At 41.2% G+C, this 24312-nt stretch carries 16 protein-coding genes; 2 read left to right on the forward strand and 14 right to left on the reverse strand.

Translation table 11 applies throughout. The features are described 5' to 3' along the window. The first annotated feature begins 20 nt into the window (after positions 1-20). Together K348_RS0102380 and K348_RS0102385 are read left to right on the forward strand one after the other, a co-directional pair. Positions 21-2978, forward strand: coding sequence for a hypothetical protein (locus K348_RS0102380; protein WP_029902543.1), 2958 nt, complete (start codon positions 21-23; stop codon positions 2976-2978). 23 nt (positions 2979-3001) lie between these two features. Beyond that, complete coding sequence (locus K348_RS0102385) at positions 3002-3421, forward strand: SMI1/KNR4 family protein (RefSeq protein ID WP_051697528.1); 420 nt, start codon at positions 3002-3004, stop codon at positions 3419-3421. A 13-nt stretch (positions 3422-3434) separates the two neighbouring features. Here K348_RS0102385 and K348_RS0102390 read toward each other — a convergent pair whose 3' ends face one another. The 14 genes from K348_RS0102390 to K348_RS0102455 form a co-directional block, all read right to left on the reverse strand. Then, positions 3435-4259 (reverse strand): FAD:protein FMN transferase, encoded by an 825-nt coding sequence (locus K348_RS0102390; RefSeq protein WP_029902546.1) that lies wholly within the window; start codon positions 4257-4259, stop codon positions 3435-3437. Positions 4260-4418: 159 nt separating this feature from the next. After that, on the reverse strand, positions 4419-6026 hold the full coding sequence (locus K348_RS0102395; protein WP_197027616.1) for a RagB/SusD family nutrient uptake outer membrane protein: 1608 nt from the start codon (positions 6024-6026) through the stop codon (positions 4419-4421). An 11-nt stretch (positions 6027-6037) separates the two neighbouring features. After that, complete coding sequence (locus K348_RS0102400) at positions 6038-9136, reverse strand: TonB-dependent receptor (protein WP_197027617.1); 3099 nt, start codon at positions 9134-9136, stop codon at positions 6038-6040. Between the two features lie 469 nt (positions 9137-9605). Continuing rightward, positions 9606-12335 (reverse strand): heparinase II/III family protein, encoded by a 2730-nt coding sequence (locus tag K348_RS0102405; protein WP_051697530.1) that lies wholly within the window; start codon positions 12333-12335, stop codon positions 9606-9608. 43 nt (positions 12336-12378) lie between these two features. Continuing rightward, complete coding sequence (locus K348_RS0102410; RefSeq protein ID WP_029902554.1) at positions 12379-13668, reverse strand: amidohydrolase; 1290 nt, start codon at positions 13666-13668, stop codon at positions 12379-12381. Between the two features lie 6 nt (positions 13669-13674). Beyond that, a complete protein-coding gene (locus tag K348_RS0102415) occupies positions 13675-14889 on the reverse strand; it encodes an Nramp family divalent metal transporter (protein WP_029902556.1) in 1215 nt (404 codons plus the stop codon). A gap of 13 nt (positions 14890-14902) precedes the next feature. Then, entirely contained in the window at positions 14903-15958 is a 1056-nt protein-coding gene (locus K348_RS0102420; RefSeq protein ID WP_029902557.1) for a dihydrodipicolinate synthase family protein, read from the reverse strand. A gap of 211 nt (positions 15959-16169) precedes the next feature. After that, positions 16170-17198, reverse strand: coding sequence for an NAD(P)-dependent oxidoreductase (locus K348_RS0102425; RefSeq protein ID WP_029902560.1), 1029 nt, complete (start codon positions 17196-17198; stop codon positions 16170-16172). 22 nt (positions 17199-17220) lie between these two features. Then, on the reverse strand, positions 17221-18396 hold the full coding sequence (locus K348_RS0102430) for a hypothetical protein (RefSeq protein ID WP_029902561.1): 1176 nt from the start codon (positions 18394-18396) through the stop codon (positions 17221-17223). Between the two features lie 12 nt (positions 18397-18408). Beyond that, on the reverse strand, positions 18409-18660 hold the full coding sequence (locus K348_RS0102435; RefSeq protein WP_029902562.1) for a hypothetical protein: 252 nt from the start codon (positions 18658-18660) through the stop codon (positions 18409-18411). 11 nt (positions 18661-18671) lie between these two features. After that, positions 18672-19976 carry a Gfo/Idh/MocA family protein gene (locus tag K348_RS0102440; protein ID WP_029902563.1) on the reverse strand — a complete coding sequence of 435 codons (1305 nt, stop codon included), beginning with the start codon at positions 19974-19976 and terminating at the stop codon, positions 18672-18674. 29 nt (positions 19977-20005) lie between these two features. After that, positions 20006-21403, reverse strand: coding sequence for a putative oxidoreductase C-terminal domain-containing protein (locus K348_RS0102445; protein ID WP_029902564.1), 1398 nt, complete (start codon positions 21401-21403; stop codon positions 20006-20008). A 19-nt stretch (positions 21404-21422) separates the two neighbouring features. Further along, entirely contained in the window at positions 21423-22748 is a 1326-nt protein-coding gene (locus K348_RS0102450) for a sugar MFS transporter (protein ID WP_029902565.1), read from the reverse strand. A 47-nt stretch (positions 22749-22795) separates the two neighbouring features. Beyond that, a complete protein-coding gene (locus tag K348_RS0102455; protein ID WP_029902566.1) occupies positions 22796-24136 on the reverse strand; it encodes a Gfo/Idh/MocA family protein in 1341 nt (446 codons plus the stop codon). Positions 24137-24312: the final 176 nt, after the last annotated feature.

Raw genomic sequence — 24312 nt, forward strand, 5'->3', positions numbered from 1 at the left:
CAAATTCACATCTATATACTATGAAAAAAACATTATTGATTGTGTTGTCCTGTATGTGGACATGTCTATATCTATCAGCACAGGCAACAGATAATAATGTTGTTGTCAAAGAAGATTCTTTGATCTCTTTACAATCGGCAACAGTCTTAAAGAATGATATATTTGATCCTCCGAAGCCGTTGGTTTTGCCGCCATCTCCACAAGCAAAACAATTTATGAGATATGGTGAAGTACCTGTTGACTTAAGCTCAGGAGTACCTGAAATCAGTATACCTATATACACTATCAATGTAAATAATCTACAAGTACCTATTAGCATATCTTATCATGCCGGTGGAAATAAGGTATCGGATATTGCAAGCGTAGTAGGATTAGGTTGGACCCTGAATGCGGGTGGAATGATAACCCAGACCGTAAACGGCATGCCTGATGATGAAGGAAGCTATATCTTCCTTTCGGCTAGGGAAGCAAACGATCAATTTCTAATAGATAAGCAATCTGTTTTGTCTGTAGCTAATAAGCCTGTGACACCTACCTGGTATTTCAGGCTAAAAGGTTGTCCTTTTCATAACTGTACAAAAACAGTTTCAGATAGATTTTTCTATAGCTTCAATGGCAATATAGGTGTATTCAGAGAAGATATAACAACAAGAGAATTAAAAACGATTCCTTATTCTCCTTTAAAAATCAACCGGATAAAAGATAGTAAAGGATTTGTCACCGATATAGAAGTAATCGATACAGAAGGACGATCATGGATTTTTAAACGTTTCTCTGTGATGCAAAATATGAATTATAGTTTTGCTTCAGGATATGAGTATCATTTATCAAAGATTAAATTCCCCGATTCGAAAGAAGAGATAAACTTTACATATAATTACGGGCAGAAATATCTTACGACAGAAGTTTCGAGAAATATAAATTGGATGTTATTACCTACACGTAGTTTTAGTGATCGCTATGGACCTCCGGGACTTCCTGCTTATGATATATTAAAGGTAGATTCAAAAGGCGAAACAGTTTCTAATATACAAAAAGAAACTTTGGTCTGCACACCCGTTCTGTTATCAATGATCGAATGGTCTGGGGGCAAAGTTGAGTTCAGCTATAAAAGCGACCGGAAAGATATTATGAAAGAGCGTTTGGAAAAAATTACTATAAGAAATAGTACTTTAGATATAAGGAGTATTACTCTATCAAATAAAGACAATTACCTGGGGAGTAAAATTGAAGATTGGAGAATGTTGTTGGATGCTATCGACGTTCATGGGGAAAAATATAATTTCCAATATAACAAATCTTTAAAATTACCTCCTTTTGATGATACAAAATGTTCTGAAGATTTTTGGGGATATTATAATGGTGCAAATAGTGAAAATTGGACACCATATAAATTCAAATATATTAATAGCAGTTCGAATGATATTGAATACAATTCTGTACGGGAGTCAAACCCTTCTTATACACAGGCAGGCATACTAACTAAAATAACATATCCTACCGGAGGGCATACCTTTTTTACATATGAACAAAATGAAGGAAAAAACATTATACAGGACAAACCCAGTGTTAAATATTTTGGCGGATTACGAATCAAAGAAATAGTTAATTACGACGGAGAAAATATTATATCAAAAAAAACATATGAATACGAAGGAGGACCTGTTATTCAAATACAAAGATGGAATTATTATGATGAAAAGACTTACATGGAGTACGCGATAGTCCCTGATGAAAGAGCGTCATATTTCTGTAGGGGAGATATATGGAATAACCTTATCTCTTCTTGTCTGGCATATAGTCAGATATCCAAAACAATATACTCAAAACCGATATATCCAATACAGAATCCTTGGGGAACTTCTGTTTTTTATAATAAAGTAACAGAAAAAAACTCTACAGAAGGAAAAACAGAATATTATTTTCAACTAAGTAAGGGAGATAGTCGCTCAGCCTCAGAATGGGGGCACAGGAAACCTCTTTTAAAAGAAGAACGTGTATATCAATTGAAAAATAATGAATATAAACAAAAGAGGTGGACAAAAAATGAATTCAAGAATATAAGTATGGCTTCCTATACTACCGGAGTAAAACTCGAAGATAATAACAGGATATTCTTATACGACCCTACTATTACCAATAATTACATGAGAGTTGGCGATATATTTATGCATACACAAGAATTTTATTACGACGCATTTGGCTTCACCGATGTATATGCTTACAGAGATATAGATATTTTGGAAAGTAAAGAAGTGAGAGAATATGAAAATAAAGATTCTATAATCACTACGACTAATTACTCCTACGATCCAAATTATAAAATACTCACACCGATAGAAGAGAAGGTAAAGGATAGTACTGGAAATTTATATACAACATCTATCACTTACCCATTCAATTACTCCGGTACATTATATAATAAAATGATAACCAAAAACATGTTATCTGTTCCTGTTGAAAAAATATTAAAACATGACAGTAAGGAAATAAAACGGTCGAAAATAAATTATACAGAAATGTCGGAAATGATCGTACCCGGTTCTTTCCTGACATCTTCGGGAGGTGGTTTGCTTACCACTATTACTTACGACCAATATGATAAAAAAGGTAATATTCTCCAATATACCACATTAGACGGAATTAGCACAGTCTGTATCTGGGGATATAATTACCAGTACCTTATAGCAGAAATTAAGAATATAAAATACAGTGAGATTGAGAAACTGTTGAATATTGAAGCCATCTCATCCTCAAAAGAACCGGACATGCAGGCTGTAAACGCTTTACGAACTAAATTACCGGCTTCGTTTGTTACTACTTATACATACAATCCATTAGTAGGTATAATCAGTATGACTGATCCGCGGGGTTACACTGTAAAGTATGAATATGACGAATTGGGGCATTTGAAATATAAAAAAGATGATCAGGGTAATCTTATCGAAGAATACAAATACAACTACCGGATTAAATAAAGGACACTATGAAAATATAATATATGAAAAGCCTGAATATACAATTACCGGACGACTATGCATCTTTTTTACAAAAGAATGACTGTTCCGTATTTTGTGCAGGCTATTTCTATATTGAAGATTTAGATGAATACATCTTAATGGATGTCTTTTATGGGATTAAAGAACCAGAAGAATCTGTAAACCTTATAGAAGTAAATAATGAATATAAAGAAGATATCACTGTCAACAGTATCCTTATAGGCGAAGACGCGGGAGGTGCATTTATTCTTTTAGTGAATAATCCGGATAATGAGGAAAAGAATGAGTTTGATAACGGAATTTATTATTATGACCATGCATATTTCTTTGAGTGTTCTGATGACAGAAGCAACACATATTTTATATGCAAAAGCTTTACTGAATTCATTCAACTTTTAGAAACGACTGAATTACCGGAATAATATTCCTTTCTGCCTACTCCAAATCAAAAGACAAATATTCATCTACAATAAAATTAGATAGGACAGAGCTAACCAACTCATCGGGAATTATCATCAATGTAGTAGAAAGTACTTCAGCATCGATAGCATTCGCTGTCTTTACCGATACTATTTTACGGCTTTCATTGCTAATACCGGTATGAGGGTCTACGATGTGTTTTGTATGGCTGGGCATATTTCCGGATGTAGACATAGTATTGTCCTTCAGCTCTATTATCCCTAATGTATTCTGAGGGTTATAGGGGTCTTCGATTCCGATAGGCCAATACTCGCCGTGAGGGTGTGATCCTATAGCTAAAACGGAGCTGTTGCCAAAGTTAATTAATGCACATTCTACATTTTTTGATATCAATATCTCCCTTATCTTTTCCAGTGCATAACCTTTGGCATAAGCACCTAAATCCAGTTCAATTTCTTTATCATTGAAATATACAGTCTGCTTCTTACCATCCAAAACAACCTGACTATAGTCTTTCATACTGATATCGAAATATCCGGATGTCATACTATGATATTGTTTACAGTCGGCCAGTACTCGCCACAACTCATCACTTACCCGAAAAGGTGATTCGGCGGATTTTCTGTTTACAGCATATAACTCACTCTTTTCATCAAACTTATTGAACAACTTCGATAAACGCAGTACTTCTTTCTCAATCTTCTCCCAGCATATAAGCGAAGCATTTTTATCCGGGCCTACTATTATTACATCGAGCCGGGTACCCATTGCATGCATCATGGAACCGTGAAAAAGATTGGAAGATTCGTAGAAGTCGAAGTGAGAACTTGTCGTATTCATTTTATATTGCTTTATTCAGTCTAAATATAATAAAAATCTGCATTTCCTAATAGTGTCAAAAATAATAAAAGAGGAACAGGCAAACGCCACTATTTCCTCTCTTATTATCTTTCTACCCTGTACGGGTAATACTAATCTAAATAATAAAACACTATATATTTATTTCCATCCCGGATTTTGTACCAGATTAGGATTGCGATCCATCTCATTTTGCGGTATAGGCCACAGGTAATAATGATCAGGGAATCCTCTCTGACGGATATTCACTCCTGTAAATTCGGTCATCCATACGCCGTCTACAACATCTTTTCCTATTCTCCATCTGCGGATATCTGAATAGCGTTGTCCTTCGCCGCAGAGTTCTATCATTCTTTCATGGTATATCCTTTCACGCATCTGTTCTTTGCTCAATCCCGAAGGAAGCGCAGGCATACCTACCCTGTCCCTCACATCATTAACGGCATCGTATACCGATTTATCAGGAGCAGAAAGGGCTTCATTCTTAGCTTCGGCATACATCAGCATTACATCCGCCAGACGAATAAGAGGGAAATTTTGAGGCATATTAGAAGCCAGTGTATATACAGAACCTGTTTCTACAAATTTTCTCCATGCATAACTTCCATTTTCCCAGATAGGCACATATGTATTAGGTGTAACCTTATCCACAGGGAATCTATAGAGTAATGGCGCACCCGTTTTACCTACAAATTCAGACCATGGAACTATTATTGCCGCATTCATACGCGGATCTCTGTTTTCGAACAACTTTCTTACAGATGCTTCGTCTTTCCAGTCTTCCGGATTATTAGGGTCGAATGTAGCTCCTGACGCATTTGTATAATTCTTGAAGTCGAACGCAGTGCCGTCTTTCATTTCGTATGAGTTCACCAGCTTTGGAGTAGGGCGTGTGCGTTGCGAACCTTTTGTAACTCCCGACTGATTTCCATAATTGAGGTCGGTAGCAATACCGTGTCCCGATTCGGCAACATATTGTACATCGAAAATAACTTCACTGTTGTTATTACCTGCTACGCGGAACAGTGTATGATAATCAGGGAGTAGCTTCCTGTCGCTTTTTTCCATTATTTCCTTAAAGTCATCAGCTGCTTTATCATATTGCTTTGCCCACAGGTGTGCTTTTCCGCGCATGGCTAATGCGGCCCATTTTGTAGCACGGCCTTTGTCCGATTGTCCGTAGCTTTCTTCCAACAAGGAATAAGCGTCGGTCATGTCCTGTACGATAAATTTATAGACCTCTTCTTCGGTATTGCGTGGTTCATATCCTTCATCTATGTTCATCGGATAATCATAGATAGGAACACCTCCGAAATAATCCCATAGTTTGAAATAGAAATACCCTCTGAAGAACTTAGCCTCACCCAGACAACGGTTCTTTATCTTCTCGTCCATTTCTATTCCCGGAATATATTTCAAGGCTGTATTTGCCCTGTAGATTCCTTTATAGAATATTCCCCACGAAGTTTCATATATTCCTGCATTGGCAGGGTTAACGCCTGTTGTGAGGCCTGTTGCCCACGACTGGTAAGAAATATCGGTAAAGTCGTCCATCATACCGTATACCACAATGCTGTTTACAAACTCACGGTTGGCATGATAGAGCGGATTTACGCCCTGTATGGCATCCTGCTGTGATTTCCAGAAATCCCCTTCCGATAATCCGACTAATGAGTTACGGTCAAGAAAATCGCTGCAAGAAGACAGAAGACAAACAGATAGTACGAGTAATATTATTTTGTTTTTCATATCTCTTTTATTTAAAATGTTAGATTTAAGCCAACAACCCATTGTTTCATCAGAGGATAAGCCATGCTTGGATTTTCAGGATTATATCCGTCGAAGCTGGTGAATGTGAAATAGTTTTCAAGATTTGTATACACCCTCAACCTCTCTACCATAAACTTGGACGTCAGACTCTTTGGTAAAGTATACCCTAACTGTATGGATTTGATACGGAAATAAGACGTATTATATAACCAATAATCGCTGTTTACAGTATTGATTGCCGAGGCTGATGTACGCAGGCGTGGATATTTGGTCGACTTATTATCCTCTGTCCAACGGTTAAGTATTTCGGCTCTTTGAAGGAAGCCTTCATTTATATTGAATGTGTTGAATCCGTCGTTGCCCCAATAACCTTTAGCGCCGCTTACGCCTTGTCCGGTAATATTCAGGTCTATCCCTTTATATGCCATACTGATATTAATACCATATGTCATCTTAGGCAGTGAAGAATAATCTTTTACTACGCGGTCTTTATCGTCAAATATTTTATCCCCGTTTGTATCTTTATATAACATATCCCCCGGGCTGGGTTTTCCTCCCACATAAGTACCAAATGTATATCCGTCAGCCAGTAACTGATCTATTTCAGCCTGATCCTGGATAATACGGTCGAATTCCAGTACATAGAAGCTTTGGTAAGGTATACCCTCTTTTGTTATTACGGCACCCGATTTCGATTCATCACCATTAAATTTGACAACCTTATTGCTTACTGTAGATAAATTTCCACTGATGCTGTAAGAAAAGTCTTTTCCAACATTTCCATGATAAGTAGCATTGAATTCTACACCTTTATTATCCATTTCTGCTATATTCTGATAAGGAGGCGTGAAATTTCCAAGGACGAATGGAATTGGTATCTGGTGTAACAAATCACTAGTCTTTTTATTATAGTATTCTGCAGTAAATGCTAATCTGCTATTTAATAAAACCAGATCGATTCCAATATTAGTCATAGTAGTCGTTTCCCATTTGATCTTACTGTTTGCCAGTTCTCTAGGAGCTACACCTTGCTGGAGTTGTCCTCCGAATGGATAAAGTAATGAACCGTATACAACCTGATAACCATAGTCACCGATCCTGTTGTTACCGAGTTTACCCCATGAACCTCTTAACTTTACATCATCGAAAATACTCTTCAGTGGCTGGGCAAATGCCTCATCCGATATTCTCCATCCTGCCGAGAATGAAGGGAAGAAACCCCATCTGTTGCCTTTTGCAAATCTTGAGGAACCGTCATAGCGGGCACTCGCTCCGAACAGGTATCGTCCTTTGTAATCATATTTGAAATCTGCTAAGTATGACCTGAGAGCATCATCTGTACCATTACCTGATATGGCTTCATTTTCTACTCCGGCATCCATTATATAGATGGCATCGTCACCAAGAATATCTCCTTTTCTTGCGTCGAACTTGTCCATACGATTATATTGCTGGTCGAAGCCAAGCAGAGCTGAGAAATTATGTGATTGATTTATTGAATGATTGAAGCGTAAGATAGTGCTCAGTATAGTCGAGTAATCTCTTCTTGTTCCGTTAAACAGTTTATCGATATTACTGCTTGGCTGATACTCATACCCTGACTGGAAATTCCATAAAGAATAAGGCCGTGTATATTCCCAGTTGTGACGGTTGTCGTAATTGAAGCCAAAGCTGCTTTCCCATTCAAAATATTTCAGGAATTTAACTTTTCCGTAGAATTTCAATCCCAGTTTTTGTCTTTCATAGTTGCCACGTATATTATCTATATACGCACGCGGATTGCCTACACGCGGGAAGTTCTCGAACATAGAGCCTCCATAACGGCCATCGTCATGTTTTGGCACAACGCCCGGAGTAGTATTACGGATATTATCGAAGAAAGTTGTTGTATTGATCGGATCCCTGTCAGACCAAGAGCCATAAATATTTCCTCCCATTTCGAGCCATTTGGTCACTCTGGAATCAGCATTCATACGGAAAGAATATTTTTTATAGCCCGAATTGTCTATAATACCTTTATTATCGAGGTAGCCGAGTGTCATAGAGAAATTAGTTCTCTCTCCACCACCTCTTACAGTCAGATTATGCTCGGTAATGACTGATGTATTCAGCATTTCGTCGTACCAGTCGGTATTAGGATATAAGGCATTGCCTGCAGCAGATTCCTTTCTCCATTCATCGATCAGATTGACAGGATATTTCTCGCGTCCTTCCGATTCATTGATCATATCCATATGAGTAGCCATATCGTTTATGAAATCGATCTTCTTGGAAGCATTTTGCCAACCTACATATCCACTGTAGGTAACTTTTACTCTGCCTTCGGTTCCTCTCTTAGTCGTAACCAGTATGACACCGTTGGCCGCACGAGAACCATAAATAGCGGATGATGCTGCATCCTTAAGTATCGATACGCTTTCTACATCATTCGGATTCACATCGTTGAGAGCGCCGGGCACACCATCAATAATAACCAAAGGTGAAGGATCTCTCATAGTACCCCTGCCTCGTATCATGATATTGACATCTTCCGCACCGGGTGTTCCCGATAACTGAGAGATATTCAACCCCGCACTTAATCCTGTCAATGCAGAAGAAAGGGTCATTGTAGGACGGCTGGCCAATGCTTCATTAAAATTAACGGACGATACAGCCCCTGTAAGGTTCTGTTTCTTCATTGTGCCGTAACCGACAACCACGATATCATCCATTACGTGGGAATTTTCAACTAATACAATATCGTAATTGTTTCCCGAGCCTATAGTCGCCTCCTTGGTGTGATAGCCGACATATGTCACTACTATTACAGATCCGGCATTCACCGATAGGGAGTAATTTCCGTCAGCATCTGTCATAGTAGCATTGGTAGTGCCCTTTACGGTAACAGTGGCTCCTATAAGGGGCTCACCCGACTCATCCTTGACACTACCTTGTATTCTTTTCTGTTGTGTCGGGGTAGTTGACAACACTCCTGTACTGCTGCCGTCTTCCGCTATCTCGAGCGTGTATGCATATGCAGTAACATTGGATAGTCCCAACATTACGGAGCAAATCAATGCCCCAAAAAATAGTTTCTTGCAGTTTTTCATATCGTTAGATTTTACAATTATACGTTGGATTTCAGATTTATAAGATTCTTTACTACAAACCGCCCGGCGAAGTTTTACACGGCTTGCATTCAGCATTTCACTAAGTTTTACTCAGATCTGCTATCCGGTTCAGACATTTTTCTTTGTTTCATTCATATTATCAGAGGTTTTTGGTATCGTTCACATAATCAATAGTTCTGAATAATATTAATGTGAGTTCGACATACGATCTATCATGGTAACTTTTTTGTACATCTACACTCACATTAATATCTCAAAGTGTATTCATCCATGAATATCAAAATTTTTTCAAATAGCGGCTATTGTGTTTCTCCTTTGCTCTTAAACAAAAATATCGATTCTTTTACCTCTTTAGTAGTACATTCAAGCTAAAGAATCCTCATATTCCGTCATTTTGGTTTATATATGTTTTTTGTACGAAAATTCTGTATAATTTGTATGTATATATTTATTTTACAGCTTCATAAGACCGTCCGCGGCTGATAAAATATTCTCCTTTTCCACCTTTAAAGAATATCGTATTTTTTCCGGCCTCCACTTTTATATTCAAATCGATGTTGTTCGCTTTATCCTTTACATTCCAGAATCCCGGTTTCAGGTCGGTTATCAGAATTTGAGATTCACCCGCTTTATCGAATGTGAGAATAAATGCCTGCTGTATCTGGTCGCTACTTGCACTCATACAGACAATACGGTCATGTAATGAAATGATGTATTTATTGTCTTTCTCTTGAAAATCAACGGGCAAAGGCTTAGTGTCACCTGCAGCCATCTGGAAGACAGTCAGGAAACGGTTGTGCTTTTTCTTTTCCTTCGGATAAACAACCACCTGATATGCATTGGTCTCCGGTAATGTCGATTTTATCTGATATTGAGGGCCAAGAATACTGGTAGAATCTTTCAGGCTCGAAATCTCGATTTCTCTATCTTCGGGTAACGGCAGTAGCATATTTATATGTGTCCTGCCCGTCAAGCCGCCGCTAGTAGTGTTATAAAGAACCACGTTCTGCTGCGAACGGACAGGCTCGTTTAATGTATTTATCTTCCAGAATTTATCAAAATCTGCCTTCGATGTCGTAAGATCATCAGCCAATATAATTGCCGCAGGAATATCTTCCCTGTCCAGATTGAGGAAGCAGAAACTGCGCGTATAGTTGCTTATCTTGCTGTAATAGGCAGCTGTAAGGTCGGCTTTGAAATAACTGTATGACGGTTTTTGAGTACCGGACTCAAAATCTGCCGAAAGCACAGTACCATAATCGAACCACGGGTCTGTTTGAGTTTCGTGAGGTGTTTTCGGAGTTCTTTGATTGAACCTGCTTCCACCGTCATTCAATTTTGTACGCGGCATTAGTCTTTCGTCCGGATCTTTCACCAGTATGGTATTGTGAGCCACCGATCTTTTATAGAAATTGAAATCGTAAGGTGTGCCGTATGCCCTGTATATTCCCGCCTCTATTACCTGCTCACCACGATAGTATATCTGGAAAGAGCCCGCATTGCTATGCTGATGATTCCCAAAATGGTATCCCCCACCCCGTATTTCCGCTGCTACATCGTTACTTTCTTTACTCATATCCCAACCCGTCCGTGCAGACAGACCACCGAGGACAGTGCCATAATTTATAGTCAATGGAAGTTCATCGAGGCTTGGATTTGCTTTCATATCCGGATTATTTACCAGCAAGAAGAGAACAGGATTTTTCTTAGCCCTCTCTAATCCACCGATTCTTTCAAACTCGCCTTTCAGTATCGGGTCGTTAGCATAAGCATAGTCAAGCAACAATGTTTCGGAAAACGACACATGTGTCTTTGCGAACCTGTCGCCATCGGAAAAGCGCCGTCCGTCGGGAAGCTGCATATACAGCCAGTATTTGCTCAGGGCGGTAATGTTATCATCGAATATGCGCATTCCCGTCATCCGGTAAAACATCCACGCAGCATGCATTTCCCAACCGTGGCGGTACGCTCCGTAATCGAATCCTTGGTTATGTCGTGGCGACTGGTATTCGAATGCTCTCATCGGAAGCAGTCTCTCAAGCATGAGATAAGAGGTATAACGGTACGGCTCGTTATCTTTATCATATATGGCAATGCTCATAGCCAGTAAATCGCGGTTAACCTGTGCCTCGCTGGCATGGCCGTTTACTATATTCTCTTTGAAAGGCGGCCATCCGATCTCCATATCGGGAGCCAGCCGCATCATATTATCATAGAGCGACTGTTTATCTTTTTCATTCAGCAGACTATAGCACCAATCGTAAGTAAGGGCAGCGCTATAGATAGATTTGCCTATCTCGCGTGTAATATCGCCATGCCTTACATTGCCGTATTCGAGTACCGAAAGATAATCGGACATCAGGCGTACGGCTTCGTTTCCTACCGTGCGGTCGCCCGTCATCAGGTAATAGAATGCTTTGATGATTACCACATCTTCCAGTTCCTTATTGTAGAATATTTCTTTACGTATATTGAATTCAAAGGCGAAAGGTTCTTTTGCCTTTTTCTCCACTTCCCGCCATATAGCTAAGTTTTCGCCTTTTGTCAATCGTTCTCTTACTTCTTCTAAATTATTTTTATTTACCCAAAGGCGTGGCCTTTCCGAAGGAGGTGTTACAGCAGGGATATAATTTGCAGCTTCGGCAGGTACTTCTTCGGGAATATATTTTTCTATTCTTAGCGATTCGAATGAGATTTTCTCCGGTAGCCATATTTTTATTTCCTGCTCTGCATTTAAATTGAAAATACCCAGATCGTGCCCCGAATATTCATGCAGATTAGAAACTATGCGTCTTGTTATCCGCTGCTGTCCTATCTTTAGTTTGGCCAAATGTGTTTCTACCTGTACGCCGGGTTCTATTTTATCTTGCCTTACCACGTCGGCAAATATCCGGTACTTGCCTGCTGCGGGTAGTTTCACATTGTATATTATATCCGCATTATTTTCAGTATCATCACTTACTCTTTCATTTACATTGCCTTTGAGTGTAACAAGCTTAACTTTCTGTACGCCGGATTTATATATTGTTTTTGTTGTTTTCTTGTTTATACCTGCTTTATCTACAGGCAGCGTGATGCTATGTTTTTCATTCTGTGCGAATGCCGGAGCAACAAATAACGGCAACGCACAGATGAAAAACAAGATTAAGTATGATATGTAATTTTTATATTTATCCATAGTATGTTTTTTGAAAAGCTGAACAATAATACTCTGGCGAGGACTAGTCCTTATCCATCATTCCGAAGTACTCCTTTTTGGTCAATGCCGGTTTATAGTTTTTCAATACAGACTCCATCCTTTTATTGCTTAAAAGTTCGATAAGCGTATTTGCTACAATCTTGGCGGGAGTGACAATTGCCGCATTATAATCCGTGACTTCAAAATCGGGAGAATGCAGCCCACCTTTTATGCCACCCATCATCGGCTGAATAACAGGCATGATATGGGATAAGTCGCCTAAATCGGTTGACGCCATAAAGTGTCCTTCATGATATACATTCGTTTCCGGCAGATATTTCCTTGCATTTGCTTCAAAGGCTTCATTCAATGCCTTATTGCAGATTAATGGCAAATATCCGGGGGATGTATTTACCGACATTTCAGCCCTAAAATTATCTCCGGCACTGTAAAATGCCCTGTCGAACCGTACCGAAAGATTATCCATAGATTCGATAGAGGAAGAGCGCACATATGCCTGCAATTCGGTACAGGAAGGCACACTATTCACATTATCACCGCCGTTGGTGATGATGTAATGTATACGGCTATGCTCCTCGTCCCGGAATGTATCGCGTATCGCATTTATATTGTTTATTCCCTGAATCAAAGCGTGCAGGGCATTGATGCCATCGTGAGGCGCATTGGCGGCATGGGCTGATTTGCCTTTGCAGACAACATCTTTGAATAAGAAGCCATTGCCCGTCTCATATATATGAATGGACGGCTCTTCGCTATCCGGCTGGGCATGCAGCATGATAGCTGCATCTATATCGTCGAACAATCCGAGGTGGATAAATTCCTGCTTCCCGCTCAGGTATTTTATCTTCTTTTCTTTGCGTAATTGTCTTCTGTATTCCAATTGGATATATTCTTCTGCAGGCACTGCAATAAAAGAGACATTTCCGTCAAGATTATCTGCGATATTTGCTTCTTTCAATGCCTTTGCTACCAGCATCAGTATACCCAATTGCAGGTTGTGCCCGCAGGTATGGGTAGCGCCGTCCGCAGCAGATGCTTTCGGACTGTCCTTACAGATAATACCGTCCAGTTCGCCGATAAAGGCTATTGTATATTTTTTCTTTGCAGGGCTTAAGTATGTCTTCAGACCTGTCAAAGCTAAGTTATCCTGTAAATCATACGAGCATGAGCGTAGGTAATCGGCCACAATCTTCGAAGTGCGGAATTCCTGGAAACCGAGTTCGGGATGCAGTTCGATATCTTTCACTATCTCAATAACCTTTTCCGAGTTGCGGTCTATAATTTTGTCAACCGTATCTTTTATCGCTTCCATGATTTCTTAGTTTTGAATTAAAGCTATAAGCTGATTTACAGAGATAAAAATCGCCCATACTGTAGCAATGGTCAGTATCGCATTCAGTGCATGAGAGTTTTTATATTCCCCCACTACCTTTTTATTGTTCGATAGAAACAGGATAGCTACGGCAACTATCGGCGCACCCAGTATAGTCATCGACTGTGCAAAGACTATCAGCTGAATAGGATTGGAACCGAAAATAATTGCTATTACTGTACCCAAAACCAATATACCCGAAGCAAAAACTTTCACCCAGCGGTCGTTAATAGATTTTCCCAGATGCAAAGCCTCGCATAAAAACATTCCACCGAGAGCAGCATTGGAAACATAGGACGAAAAAGATGTTGCAAACAATCCTATCAGGAAAAGCCATTTGCCTAAAGAACCGAGAAACGGCTCCAGTTGCAATCCCATATCCACAGCATTCTTAATGGTTATACCTTGTGGATGAAGAATCGCAGCAGAGGTGATCACGATAATAATACCTAATCCGCTGAGGATAAGAATGCCGAAAGTAGCATCCCGCAATCCTTTTTTCAGGTCTTCCACTTTCCACTTCTTGCCTTGTACCATATAGGCCTGTCCGGCTGCACCCGCCACGCTGAAAGAGGTAGATGCTACCGCTATCCACAGAACTTTATTAGAAGGTACGGACGGAATAAGTCCTTTAAGCATATTGCCCCCGTCTATATCGATAAAGAAAAGATTGCCTACGAAGGCGACTATCATTATCAGGACAAGGAATATCATTGTCTTTTCCAATAAGGAATAAAAGTTGTTCGACGTCCAGATGAAAATAAGGGTGACAATAAGGAAAATACTTGTCCACATAGCGATATTCCCTCCGAAGAGTTCATTCATCGATATGCCTACACCGATCGTATTGCCTGTCTGGAAACCGGAACAGCTGAAACAAACACTGAATCCGACAAGTATGGCAACTATACGCCCGTAATTATTTTCTATATTGGTCAAAAGAGATAAAGGAGAAACACATCCCATCTTCGCAGCAACTCTCGTCATACTGATCATAAATAAACAGGAAACCACCATAACCCATAACATGGAATAGCCTGTAGTCGCTCCGACATTACTACATACAGTGATAGTACCGGGCCCCAAAACTAATGCCGCCGTTATGAGCCCCGGACCAAATGACGATGTGAGCTGCTGCAAATAGGGAAGTTTTATTTTCATCTTACAGAGAGTTTTACGTTAACCATTTATTGAGATTGGAACGGACAAAATCATCATCGTTCAGGTGCGGATATGCATCGTAAACCCTTGTGATTTCTTCGTTCTGCCCCTCGGACAATACTTCATCCGGATTCAGGCATAAGGTATTAGCCATAAGTCCCTGCCTGAATAATACTTCATGAAGTCCGGGAATGCATCCTGCGAATTTGTTTTTCGGGTCGAAGAAGGCAGCGTTCGAATCGGTTATCTGACCGGCACGGGTCAGTAATTCTGCAGGTATATTTTTTCCCGATTCAATTATCGAATGAATCTCATTGAGAAGTTCCACCGCTTTTTTTGTCCATACGCACCAGTGACCGAGCAAGCCGCCTTTTATTCTCATTGTTTTTGCACCTATCTTATATTCAGATAATAAATCGGCTACGATGTTATCATCATTACCTGTATAGAGTGTTATATCGTTTTCTTTTCCTGCATCACAAATCGCTCTTACCACGTCGAACGTTTTGTATCTGTCGAATGGCGCTATTTTTATACCCAGCACATTGGGGATCGTGGCAAACTCTTTCCAGAATTCATATGGCAAATCGATGCCGCCGACAGATGTCTGCATATAGAAGCCGATAATAGGCATGATTCCGGCAACTTCCCTGCAATGGGCAATCAGTTCGTCCAAACTGCTACCTTTCATAGCCGAAAGGCTCACCAATGCTGCATGATAACCTGCCGAAACGGCAAAAGACGCTTCTCTTGATGCCTGTTCCGTTTTACCGCAAACACCTGCAATTTTCAGTATTTTTTTGCCCTGCCGTGCCGACCATTCGTCAATCTCTCTCGATACAAGGCGAAGCAGAGGCTCGAACAAACCGCAGTCGCGTATTTCGAACTGGGTGGAATGTACTCCTATAGCTATACCGCCGACACCGCAATCGATGTAATACCGCACAAGAGCTTTCTGATGCTTCTCATCCACTGCGCCTGATTCAGTCAGAGCCAAGGGAGTAGCGGGAATTACAGCGCCTTGCCGAAATGTTTGTAATATGCCGGTATCTATATCTGATATTTTCATAAAAGGGAATTATTAAGAGTCTGATTGAATTTTATTGATATTCTTCTTCGAGCTATTTTGAGATAGATTTTTAGATTTTTGCTTGCTGGTTTAGCGGGCTAAACCGAGAGAAAAAAACTAAAAATATGCTTGAAAGAGCCGAAAAGAGAATATCAAAGAAGTGAAAATGTTCATAAGAAATAATTTCGGTAAAATTTGAACAGGCTCTAGGTTAAAACTTGCCGTCGCCTACTTCGAAATGCGTGGGGATGTTCAGTTCCTTGCCGCCCTGCATTATCCATTCTGCCTGCATTCGGATAAGTTCTTTTGCCGTGACCAACGGTTTACCGAAAAGCCGGAACGATTTGTCTGCATTGTTCAGATACGATTTATCGGTTGCAGTACATTCTATTATGGCTTTTTTGCCCATTATAGCAGCCATTTCTTTTGCGGCTTCAGCTACCGAAAGTATTTCCGGTCCTGTGATATTCAGGTAAGAGGCAGGAGAAGCGCATTGCCCCAACGACAACAGGGTATAATTATTTACATCTCCCTGCCACGATATATTGAAATAGGCGCAATCCGTTACTACAGGCTCGTCATTCCATATCTTTTTCGCTATATCGCATAATACACCGTACCGGAGGTCTGTAGAGTAGTTCAATCGGAATAACAGTACAGGAGTTTTATTTATCAGGGAATAATATTCAAAAACACGCTCCCTCCCCAGACAAGATTGCGAATACTCGCCGATCGGTTCCGGATGGTCTGTCTCTACCGAACCGCCCGTATCTTTCGATACCAACGGATAAACACATCCTGTAGAAAAGGCAACAATCCGGGAATCTTTATAATGCTCGGCACAAACGGCAGGCATCAGCACATTCATCGCCCATGTATAAGGTTCCGAACCTTCCGTACCGAATTTGCGTCCGGCCATAAAGATTACATTTTCTGTCTTCGGCAGAGCCTTTACCTGTTCCCTGTCGTTGAGGTCGCAGGCAATAGTGCTGATTCCGTGACCTTCGAGCAATTGCCGTCCTTCTTCTGACGAAAATCTGGATATGGCGTAGACCTTCTTCTCCACATTCGCCATTTCAATGGCTCTTTTTGCCATAAGCGACAGCGATAAGCCGATTTTTCCGTTAGCGCCCAGTATCGAAATGTCGCCCGAAAGACTTCTCATGAAATCTACCAGCTGTTCCGATGGCTGAGAAATCATATTGTTCAGTTCCTGCTCGTTTCGTGGTGTGTTTATCATCGTAGTACAGTTTTATGCCAGATTATTTTTTTACAGAATTGGTGATTTTCACGTTCTTGTTCTCGGGATTCAGTTGAACGGCCTTCCCTTTCGGGTTGAGCTGTGTTATCTTGTTGAAATGCGAATCGTAAACAGGAGCAAGGAATTCGAGTGCAAAGTCAGCCTTATAAGAGCGGATATCGTTCATATAAATGTTATACATATTGCCCGGTTTGAATCCCTGACCGTATTGCCCGTTACCATATATGCGCACCACTTTCCGCTTGCCGCCTTTCGGCCCGTCGCTGATATTCGAACAGTAAATATTATATATCTTCGGTTGCGACGGAAGCAATATCATCACGTGATGAATACCTGATGTTTCGATATTGCGGCAGGTAATGTCATATATATCGCTGCCGAAAGAATAATCGGAATACCTGACAGGCAATAGCGGGAATACATATTTATTATTGCTCCAGCGGCTTTCGTCGAAAGCAGCGAGAATAATGGTATCGTCGGAAGTTTCACCGGTTATATTTTCAATAACGATATCCGATCCTCCCTGAATGATACTCACTCCGTCCCCGTTTTTTACAGTGGTATGCAGGTCGAGATTGTTTACATGGCCGTTTTTGCATCCGTTTGTCAGTACGATGCCCCAACTATGTGTTTTCTGCACTTTCAGACCTGATATTTCGAAGCCGTCGACATACGAAAACAGGATAGTGAAGTTGCGCCAGCCCCAATAGTCACCCAGCCATTTCTCTCTAACGCCTGTCTTTGGATTCACTCCTTCGTAAAAGTTTTCCGCCCCTTCTATTATAGCGCCGTTCATACCCTTTACTTTGATATTTTCGGCAGGCAGTAGTTGTTTTACATAGCTGTTCGGATTTTTTTCGTCGATAACCATATTACCCGAACGGATGATATTGTCGAATATCTGGTCTGCAAGCTTTATTTTGCAACCGTCGACTATCATCGTTGTATTCGACGGCAGGGTTATAGCTTCCGAAATAAGGTAAACGGGCGAATCCTTGAAAAGAATAGTACCGCCCTTACATTCTTTTAAGAAATCAAGGGCATTGTTAATCTTTTCCGAAACAGTCTTTCCTTCAAAGTCTTCCGGTTTCACCGTAATAGACTTATCATTATTCCCGGCAAATAATACAGCGGACTGAAAAGCGAAAATCAGAAAAGCGAATAATATTTGTCTCATTTTTTATTAGTTTTATTTTTTTGTTTTCTTACCGAATGCGTAGCGGATAAGCCAGTACACAAGCCGTAAGAACAGAATAAGAAAATAGAACCCTACACTTAAGCTAAGTACCCAAAGCAACTGTGTGTACAGTTCTTTCCATTCGGTTTCGAATGCTATAATGGAATAAACATTCAGCAGGAAAGCGAACAGGAAGCAGGCCGCAAATATGATAAGTTCGGTCTTTTGCCTCTTTGCTGTTATATTGAATTTTATATCTTTCATATCGTTATATTTTATAGGTAAGGTATCACATATTCTTGCGGGAACTCAATCACTGCACGTTCTTCCATTGCCCTATTACCCAATAATGCGAGTACGGAAGAATAATAAGCTTCTTCTACCAGCATCGGCATGGATTCTCCTGTTATTACCGCCGTGCAGAATGAAGAGACAAGCGCCAGTGAACCGTCGTCGACAGCCGCACCCGTAGTATTGGAGCCGTCGTGTGTCTGCAAATTATCCAGAATAGGTTCTCCCAACGTATTGGAAGCTGTTTCAGGCACCCAGCTAGGGCCTGCAAACGGAATGCTGTCGAATACTTTATGCTCGATCTGGTTTATCAGTTGCTGGATACCCGGTGCAGGCTTAGGATTCTCCATGTAGAGTAATCCCTGAGCCAGTTCGAGTGTACCCTTATGCCCGAGTACCTGCTCGTCCATTCCGTAACGTTTGTTAGAGATAATAGATTCGAAAGTCATACGCAAGCCGTTCGAATAGTGGTAAATAACGCTTACGCTGTCGTAAACTTCGCGGCCGTCTTTCCAATAAATAATATCGCCGAAGCCGGTAATATAATCAGGAAGCGATTTGTTTACCCATGTGCCCATTTGTAATTGGTGTGAAGCCAGTTCGGTCATCAGACCGCCGGAGTAATCTTTATATAGACGCCAGTTGATCTGCCTCTCAAGTGACGGATCGGGAACAGGACGGCGCCAGTCGTTGTTACGGTACCAGAAGTTTCGCAACCCCACTATTTTACCTATCGTACCGTTTTCGATCAGTTCGATAGCTTTCAGGTATTTAGGATCAAAGAGTCGTTGCATACCTATGTAAAGCACTTTGCCTGATTCCTTGTATGTTTCATACATCTGCTTACATTCGTCAGGTGTACGCGCCATCGATTTTTCGCAGAATACATGCTTGCCTGCTTTCAGCCCTGCAATGGAAATAGGGGCATGCTCGTGTAATGGCGCTGCAATCAGTATCCCGTCTACATTGGTATCGGCAATCGCATCGTTATAGTTTTTATATTGCTTGGCCTTAGGGCACAGCTTGGCTGCATTGTCGAGATGCGGCTGATAAATGTCGCATATGGCAACAATTTCGGCATGAGGTATCTGCAACAAATGGTTTATATGATACATACCTCTCGAGCCTGTGCCGATAATGGCCAGTCTGGCTTTACTGCCTTTTACTTCCTTCTCTTTCTCCTGAGCGTATATGTGCATCAGCGGCAGGGAAGACAACATGAGTCCGCCGCCTCCGATAACACCCATATTTTTAAGGAAATCTCTGCGAGATAAATTTTGTGTTTTCATGTTTTATATTGTTTTTATTGTATGGTATTTCAGAATATCGGTTGTTTTTCTTTTGCCATTTCCAACGCTGTAGTCGTTATGTAATATTTGACAAGCATATTCGGAACTTCCCAGTCGGGCATCTCGCGGCTAACGAGGAAATTAAGGTACTTCTCAGCTACTTTCGAGAAATGAGCCTCGTGCCCGTCGTCCATACTCGGCGATATTTCTATTTCGAGCATGCCGTCGTATGCCTCTTTGAGGGATATAGGGTAAATATTCTTCAGTTCGTTGATAGCGCGCTCTATATTTTTTCTGAAATCGGCTTCTGTGCTTTGTTCTCCTTTTTTCACATACAGCTTCGATTTATAGCCTTGTTTTTCACCCTGTAATACAAGCAATTCGGCTTTAGTACCTTTGATTACAGTGCGGTGCGTGTCTCCTGTTCCTTCCGGTGCCTGATAATCCCAGATCACCTTTATACTTACATTTACATCTTTCACCTGATAATTGATAGTGCCGTTTGCATAGACATTCAGTACAGAATCCTTTACATACTTTTTCAGATAATCAGGATATCCCTCGACCTTTGTTGAAAGGCGGAACTGCTCAGCTGATATCGGCGTCGGCCAATGGCTGGCATCTACAACTTTTACATCTTTCTTATAATCGAGCGCCACTTCCGGAAAACATTTCCAGTTGACGATATCTATCAGGTGCGTGGTAACATCCACAATGCCCTCGCCCTGTTGCTCCACATCGTAATACCATGCCGGACGCGTCAATGGATTGCCCGATACGATTTTATAAAAATGATGCACGCTTTCCATTTCCACAGCCGGATTTTCGGGTGTGCCTTTTGTAAGTGTTCCAAAGAGTTCTTTGTCCTGCATCAGCACACGGTTTAGGATATTTATAAAGCTGTAGCGTTCGGTCATGATGTCGTATAACAGGACATCGTTCTTCGCCGAAAGTACAAAAGCATTCTTCAACTGCTCGAAAGAAGCCTTGTCTATTGCCATCGGCTTATCAGCCAGTACATTTAAGCCTGACTCTACAGATTCGAGGATATAATCGGTTTTCAGCTGGTTGTTTCCTGCTAGTACGACTACATTACCATTTTTATCGGAAAGCATTTTCTGAAAGAAGTCATTTCCTTTATACACATTCAGATTCCAGTATGTAGGATTATGTTCGCGTGTATTATAGGATTCTATAAGTCCTAGATAGTTATCCAGCTCTGGCCCTTCGGGTGCATACACCTGTACATTGTAGTTCAAAGGTTTCAGCATCGACTTTTGCACCAATGCGGCATGGAAATGTCCGGGTGCTACGATAATCAGCCGTACTTCACCTTCCGAACCGTTGAATTTCTTTTTTCCGGTTTGCATACTACAAGCTATCATCAGAACAGGCAGAAAACAGAATAGATATTTTATATATTTCATATGTCAGTGAGTTTTAGCCTTAGATTTTTTTGAATGACCATGTTTGAACCTTATGTCCGTATACGGCAAAGAATATCAGATAGAGGTAGCACGGGATAAGAACCATATATGCATTCTGCAAATCCCATACATCAGCTACATAGCCATAGACTATCGGCATGATTGCATTCCCGCTCAACCCCATGATCATCAGGGAAGAGCCTATTTTGGTGAATCGTCCGAGCCCTTTTATCGAAAGCGGCCATATTCCGGCATATACCAATGCATTAGGCAAGCCAAGCGCACAAAGGAACCAGATAGACAGATTGCTTTCGTGTCCGAGAATTATAACTTCCTTGCTGACAAGGATAATCGCTATAGAGAGCAAAAGCCCTAAGACGCAGCAGAACTGCAAAGCCCTTGTCTGCGATACATATTTGGGTATCAGCACAATCCCTATCATATATCCGATTATAGTTGCCGTGAGTGTATACGAGGGGAATGCCTTTGCTTCGAGCAGGTTCATACCCATCGAACCGGCATAACTGATAATGGTATCGATAGCTATAATCTGCGTCCCCACATGGATAAAGAGGGCTACCGCTCCCAGAATCAGATAAGGGAACTGGAAGATAGACGTCCGCTTGTGCGTACAGTTTTCCTCTTCCTTATTATTTTCTGCGGGGTCTATTTCGGGCAGCACCGAGTAACGGACAAATATGCCGAACACAAGCAATATGACCGACAGGATTGCATAAGGTTTTATAACCCTGCGGATCAGATCGTCGAGCATCATATTCTTAGACGCTTCGTCCAGTGTTCCCGATTCGAGTAATGTAAACAGGTTGCTGTCTGTCACCTTCAATACTACGGCAGCAAATATGAGAGGGGAAACTATTCCGGCGAATTTATTGAATATACCCATCATACTGATCCTCTTCGCCGCACTCTCAATAGGCCCTACAATTGTGATATAGGGGTTTGCTGCCGATTGAAGTATTGTCAGCCCGGCACCTATTACAAACAGTCCTGTAAGAAAGATGCCGTATGTGCGTGTAAGAGCTGCAGGTATGAACAATGCAGCTCCGACAGCCATACAGAAAAAACCATACATTATCCCGCGTTTATAGCCTACTTTATTTAATATATGAGCAGAGGGAATCGACAGGCAGAAATATGCTATGTAAAATGCAAATGCCACAAAGTACGATTCGAAATGTGTCAACTCACATGCAATCTTGAAGTATGGAATCAGGATTGCATTGACCCATGAAACCAAACCGAAGATAAAGAACATTGCTCCCACAATGACGATTGCAATGGTCGTATTACGTTTGTTCAGTTGCTGGTCTTTTACTTGTTCCATGAGTATTTTTAATTTAGGTTATTCTATGGTATTTATACGTCTATATATTACAGTTTCATTTCCCATCCCGGCTGGTAATCGCGTGTCCAGTATTTCATGGCTTCCGCATCCTTCATTATGCGTCCGTTGGCTGAATCTATATCGAGCGAACGTCCTAGGCGCTGGGAAATATTTCCTAACTGCATCACTAATGTGCTCTTATGTCCCGAAACGATGTCGGAATTCAGTTTCGAGCTCTTCCTGATGCCGTCGAAGAAATTGTTGATATGCAGGGCATCGAGGCTTTCGGCAGGATTCATCAGGTTGCGAGGGTCAATTTCGATTTTGCTGTACTGTTGTTTTACAACCTTGTTATCCATATCGAAAATGCGGTAACCGTCGCTTCCGGTAATCAGCATGCTGCCTTTGTCTCCGTAGAACATAGAGCCTACACTGCTACCTTCGATTGTTCGTCCGTTGCAACTGCGGCCTTCCCATGTCATGGACTTGTTATTACCGAACTCCATATTAATCACTTGTGTATCCGGAGTTTCCCAATCATCTTTGAAAAAATAGCGGCCGCCTGAAGAACTAACCATTGTAGGATATTCGGCTTCCATTCCCCAACGCAAAATATCCACCATATGTGTACCGTTGTTCAGAGATTCGGCTGTACCCCATCTCCAGAACCAGTGCCAGTTGTAGTGAACAATATTATCCTTATATGCTACGCGCGGAGCAGGCCCCTGCCACAAGTCCCAGTCGAGCCATGTCGGCACGGCAACTTCATTACCGATGCCTATCGACGGACGGTTGTTTGTATACCATGCTTTACCGAAATGCACGTTACCGATGATACCTTCTTTCAGCGCCTGTATACCTTCTTTTACATTCGGCCATGAACGCCTTTGGTTACCCATCTGCAATACGCGGTTGTATTTCGCCACACCGTTTATCAGTATTTCACCTTCTTCGGGGCAGTAGCTGCAAGGTTTTTCCAGATATACATCTTTGCCTGCCTGCATAGCCATCAAAGCCGCCGGAGCGTGCCAGTGGTCGGGAGTTGCTATGATAACGGCATCCACATCCTTCGATTCGAGGACTTTGCGTAAATCTTTTTCCCCTTTCGGTTTTTTATTCTGTATTTTCGCTACCGCTTCCGAGCATTTGGCAATGGCGCGGCTGTCTACATCGCATATATAAGTAATTTCGCAACCCTGCTGTTTTGCGAAGTTGGCGGCCAGTGCACCCCCGCGCGAATTGACACCTATAGCGGCAACCCTGATTTTGTCGTTTGCACCCTGAATGTTAGAGTAGCTTTTGGCGCTTACTCCGTTTAAAATGCCCCCGAATGACAGGGCTGAAGTTCCAAGAACTGCTTTCTTTAAAAAATCACGTCGTGTACTCATGATATTGTTTTTTATAGTGGTTAAATTTAAATCTGCTCAGCTATTACAAAGAAACTCTTAATTGAACCAAAACCGAACTCAAATGACGCCTTACTATTCTCAAAAAACGTCAACATCTACAAGCTATATTACAGAAGCAGAAATCCTCCACACAGCATACTGCTTCGTGTATAATA

Source organism: Prevotella sp. 10(H), assembly GCF_000711235.1.
GTDB lineage: Bacteria > Bacteroidota > Bacteroidia > Bacteroidales > Dysgonomonadaceae > Dysgonomonas.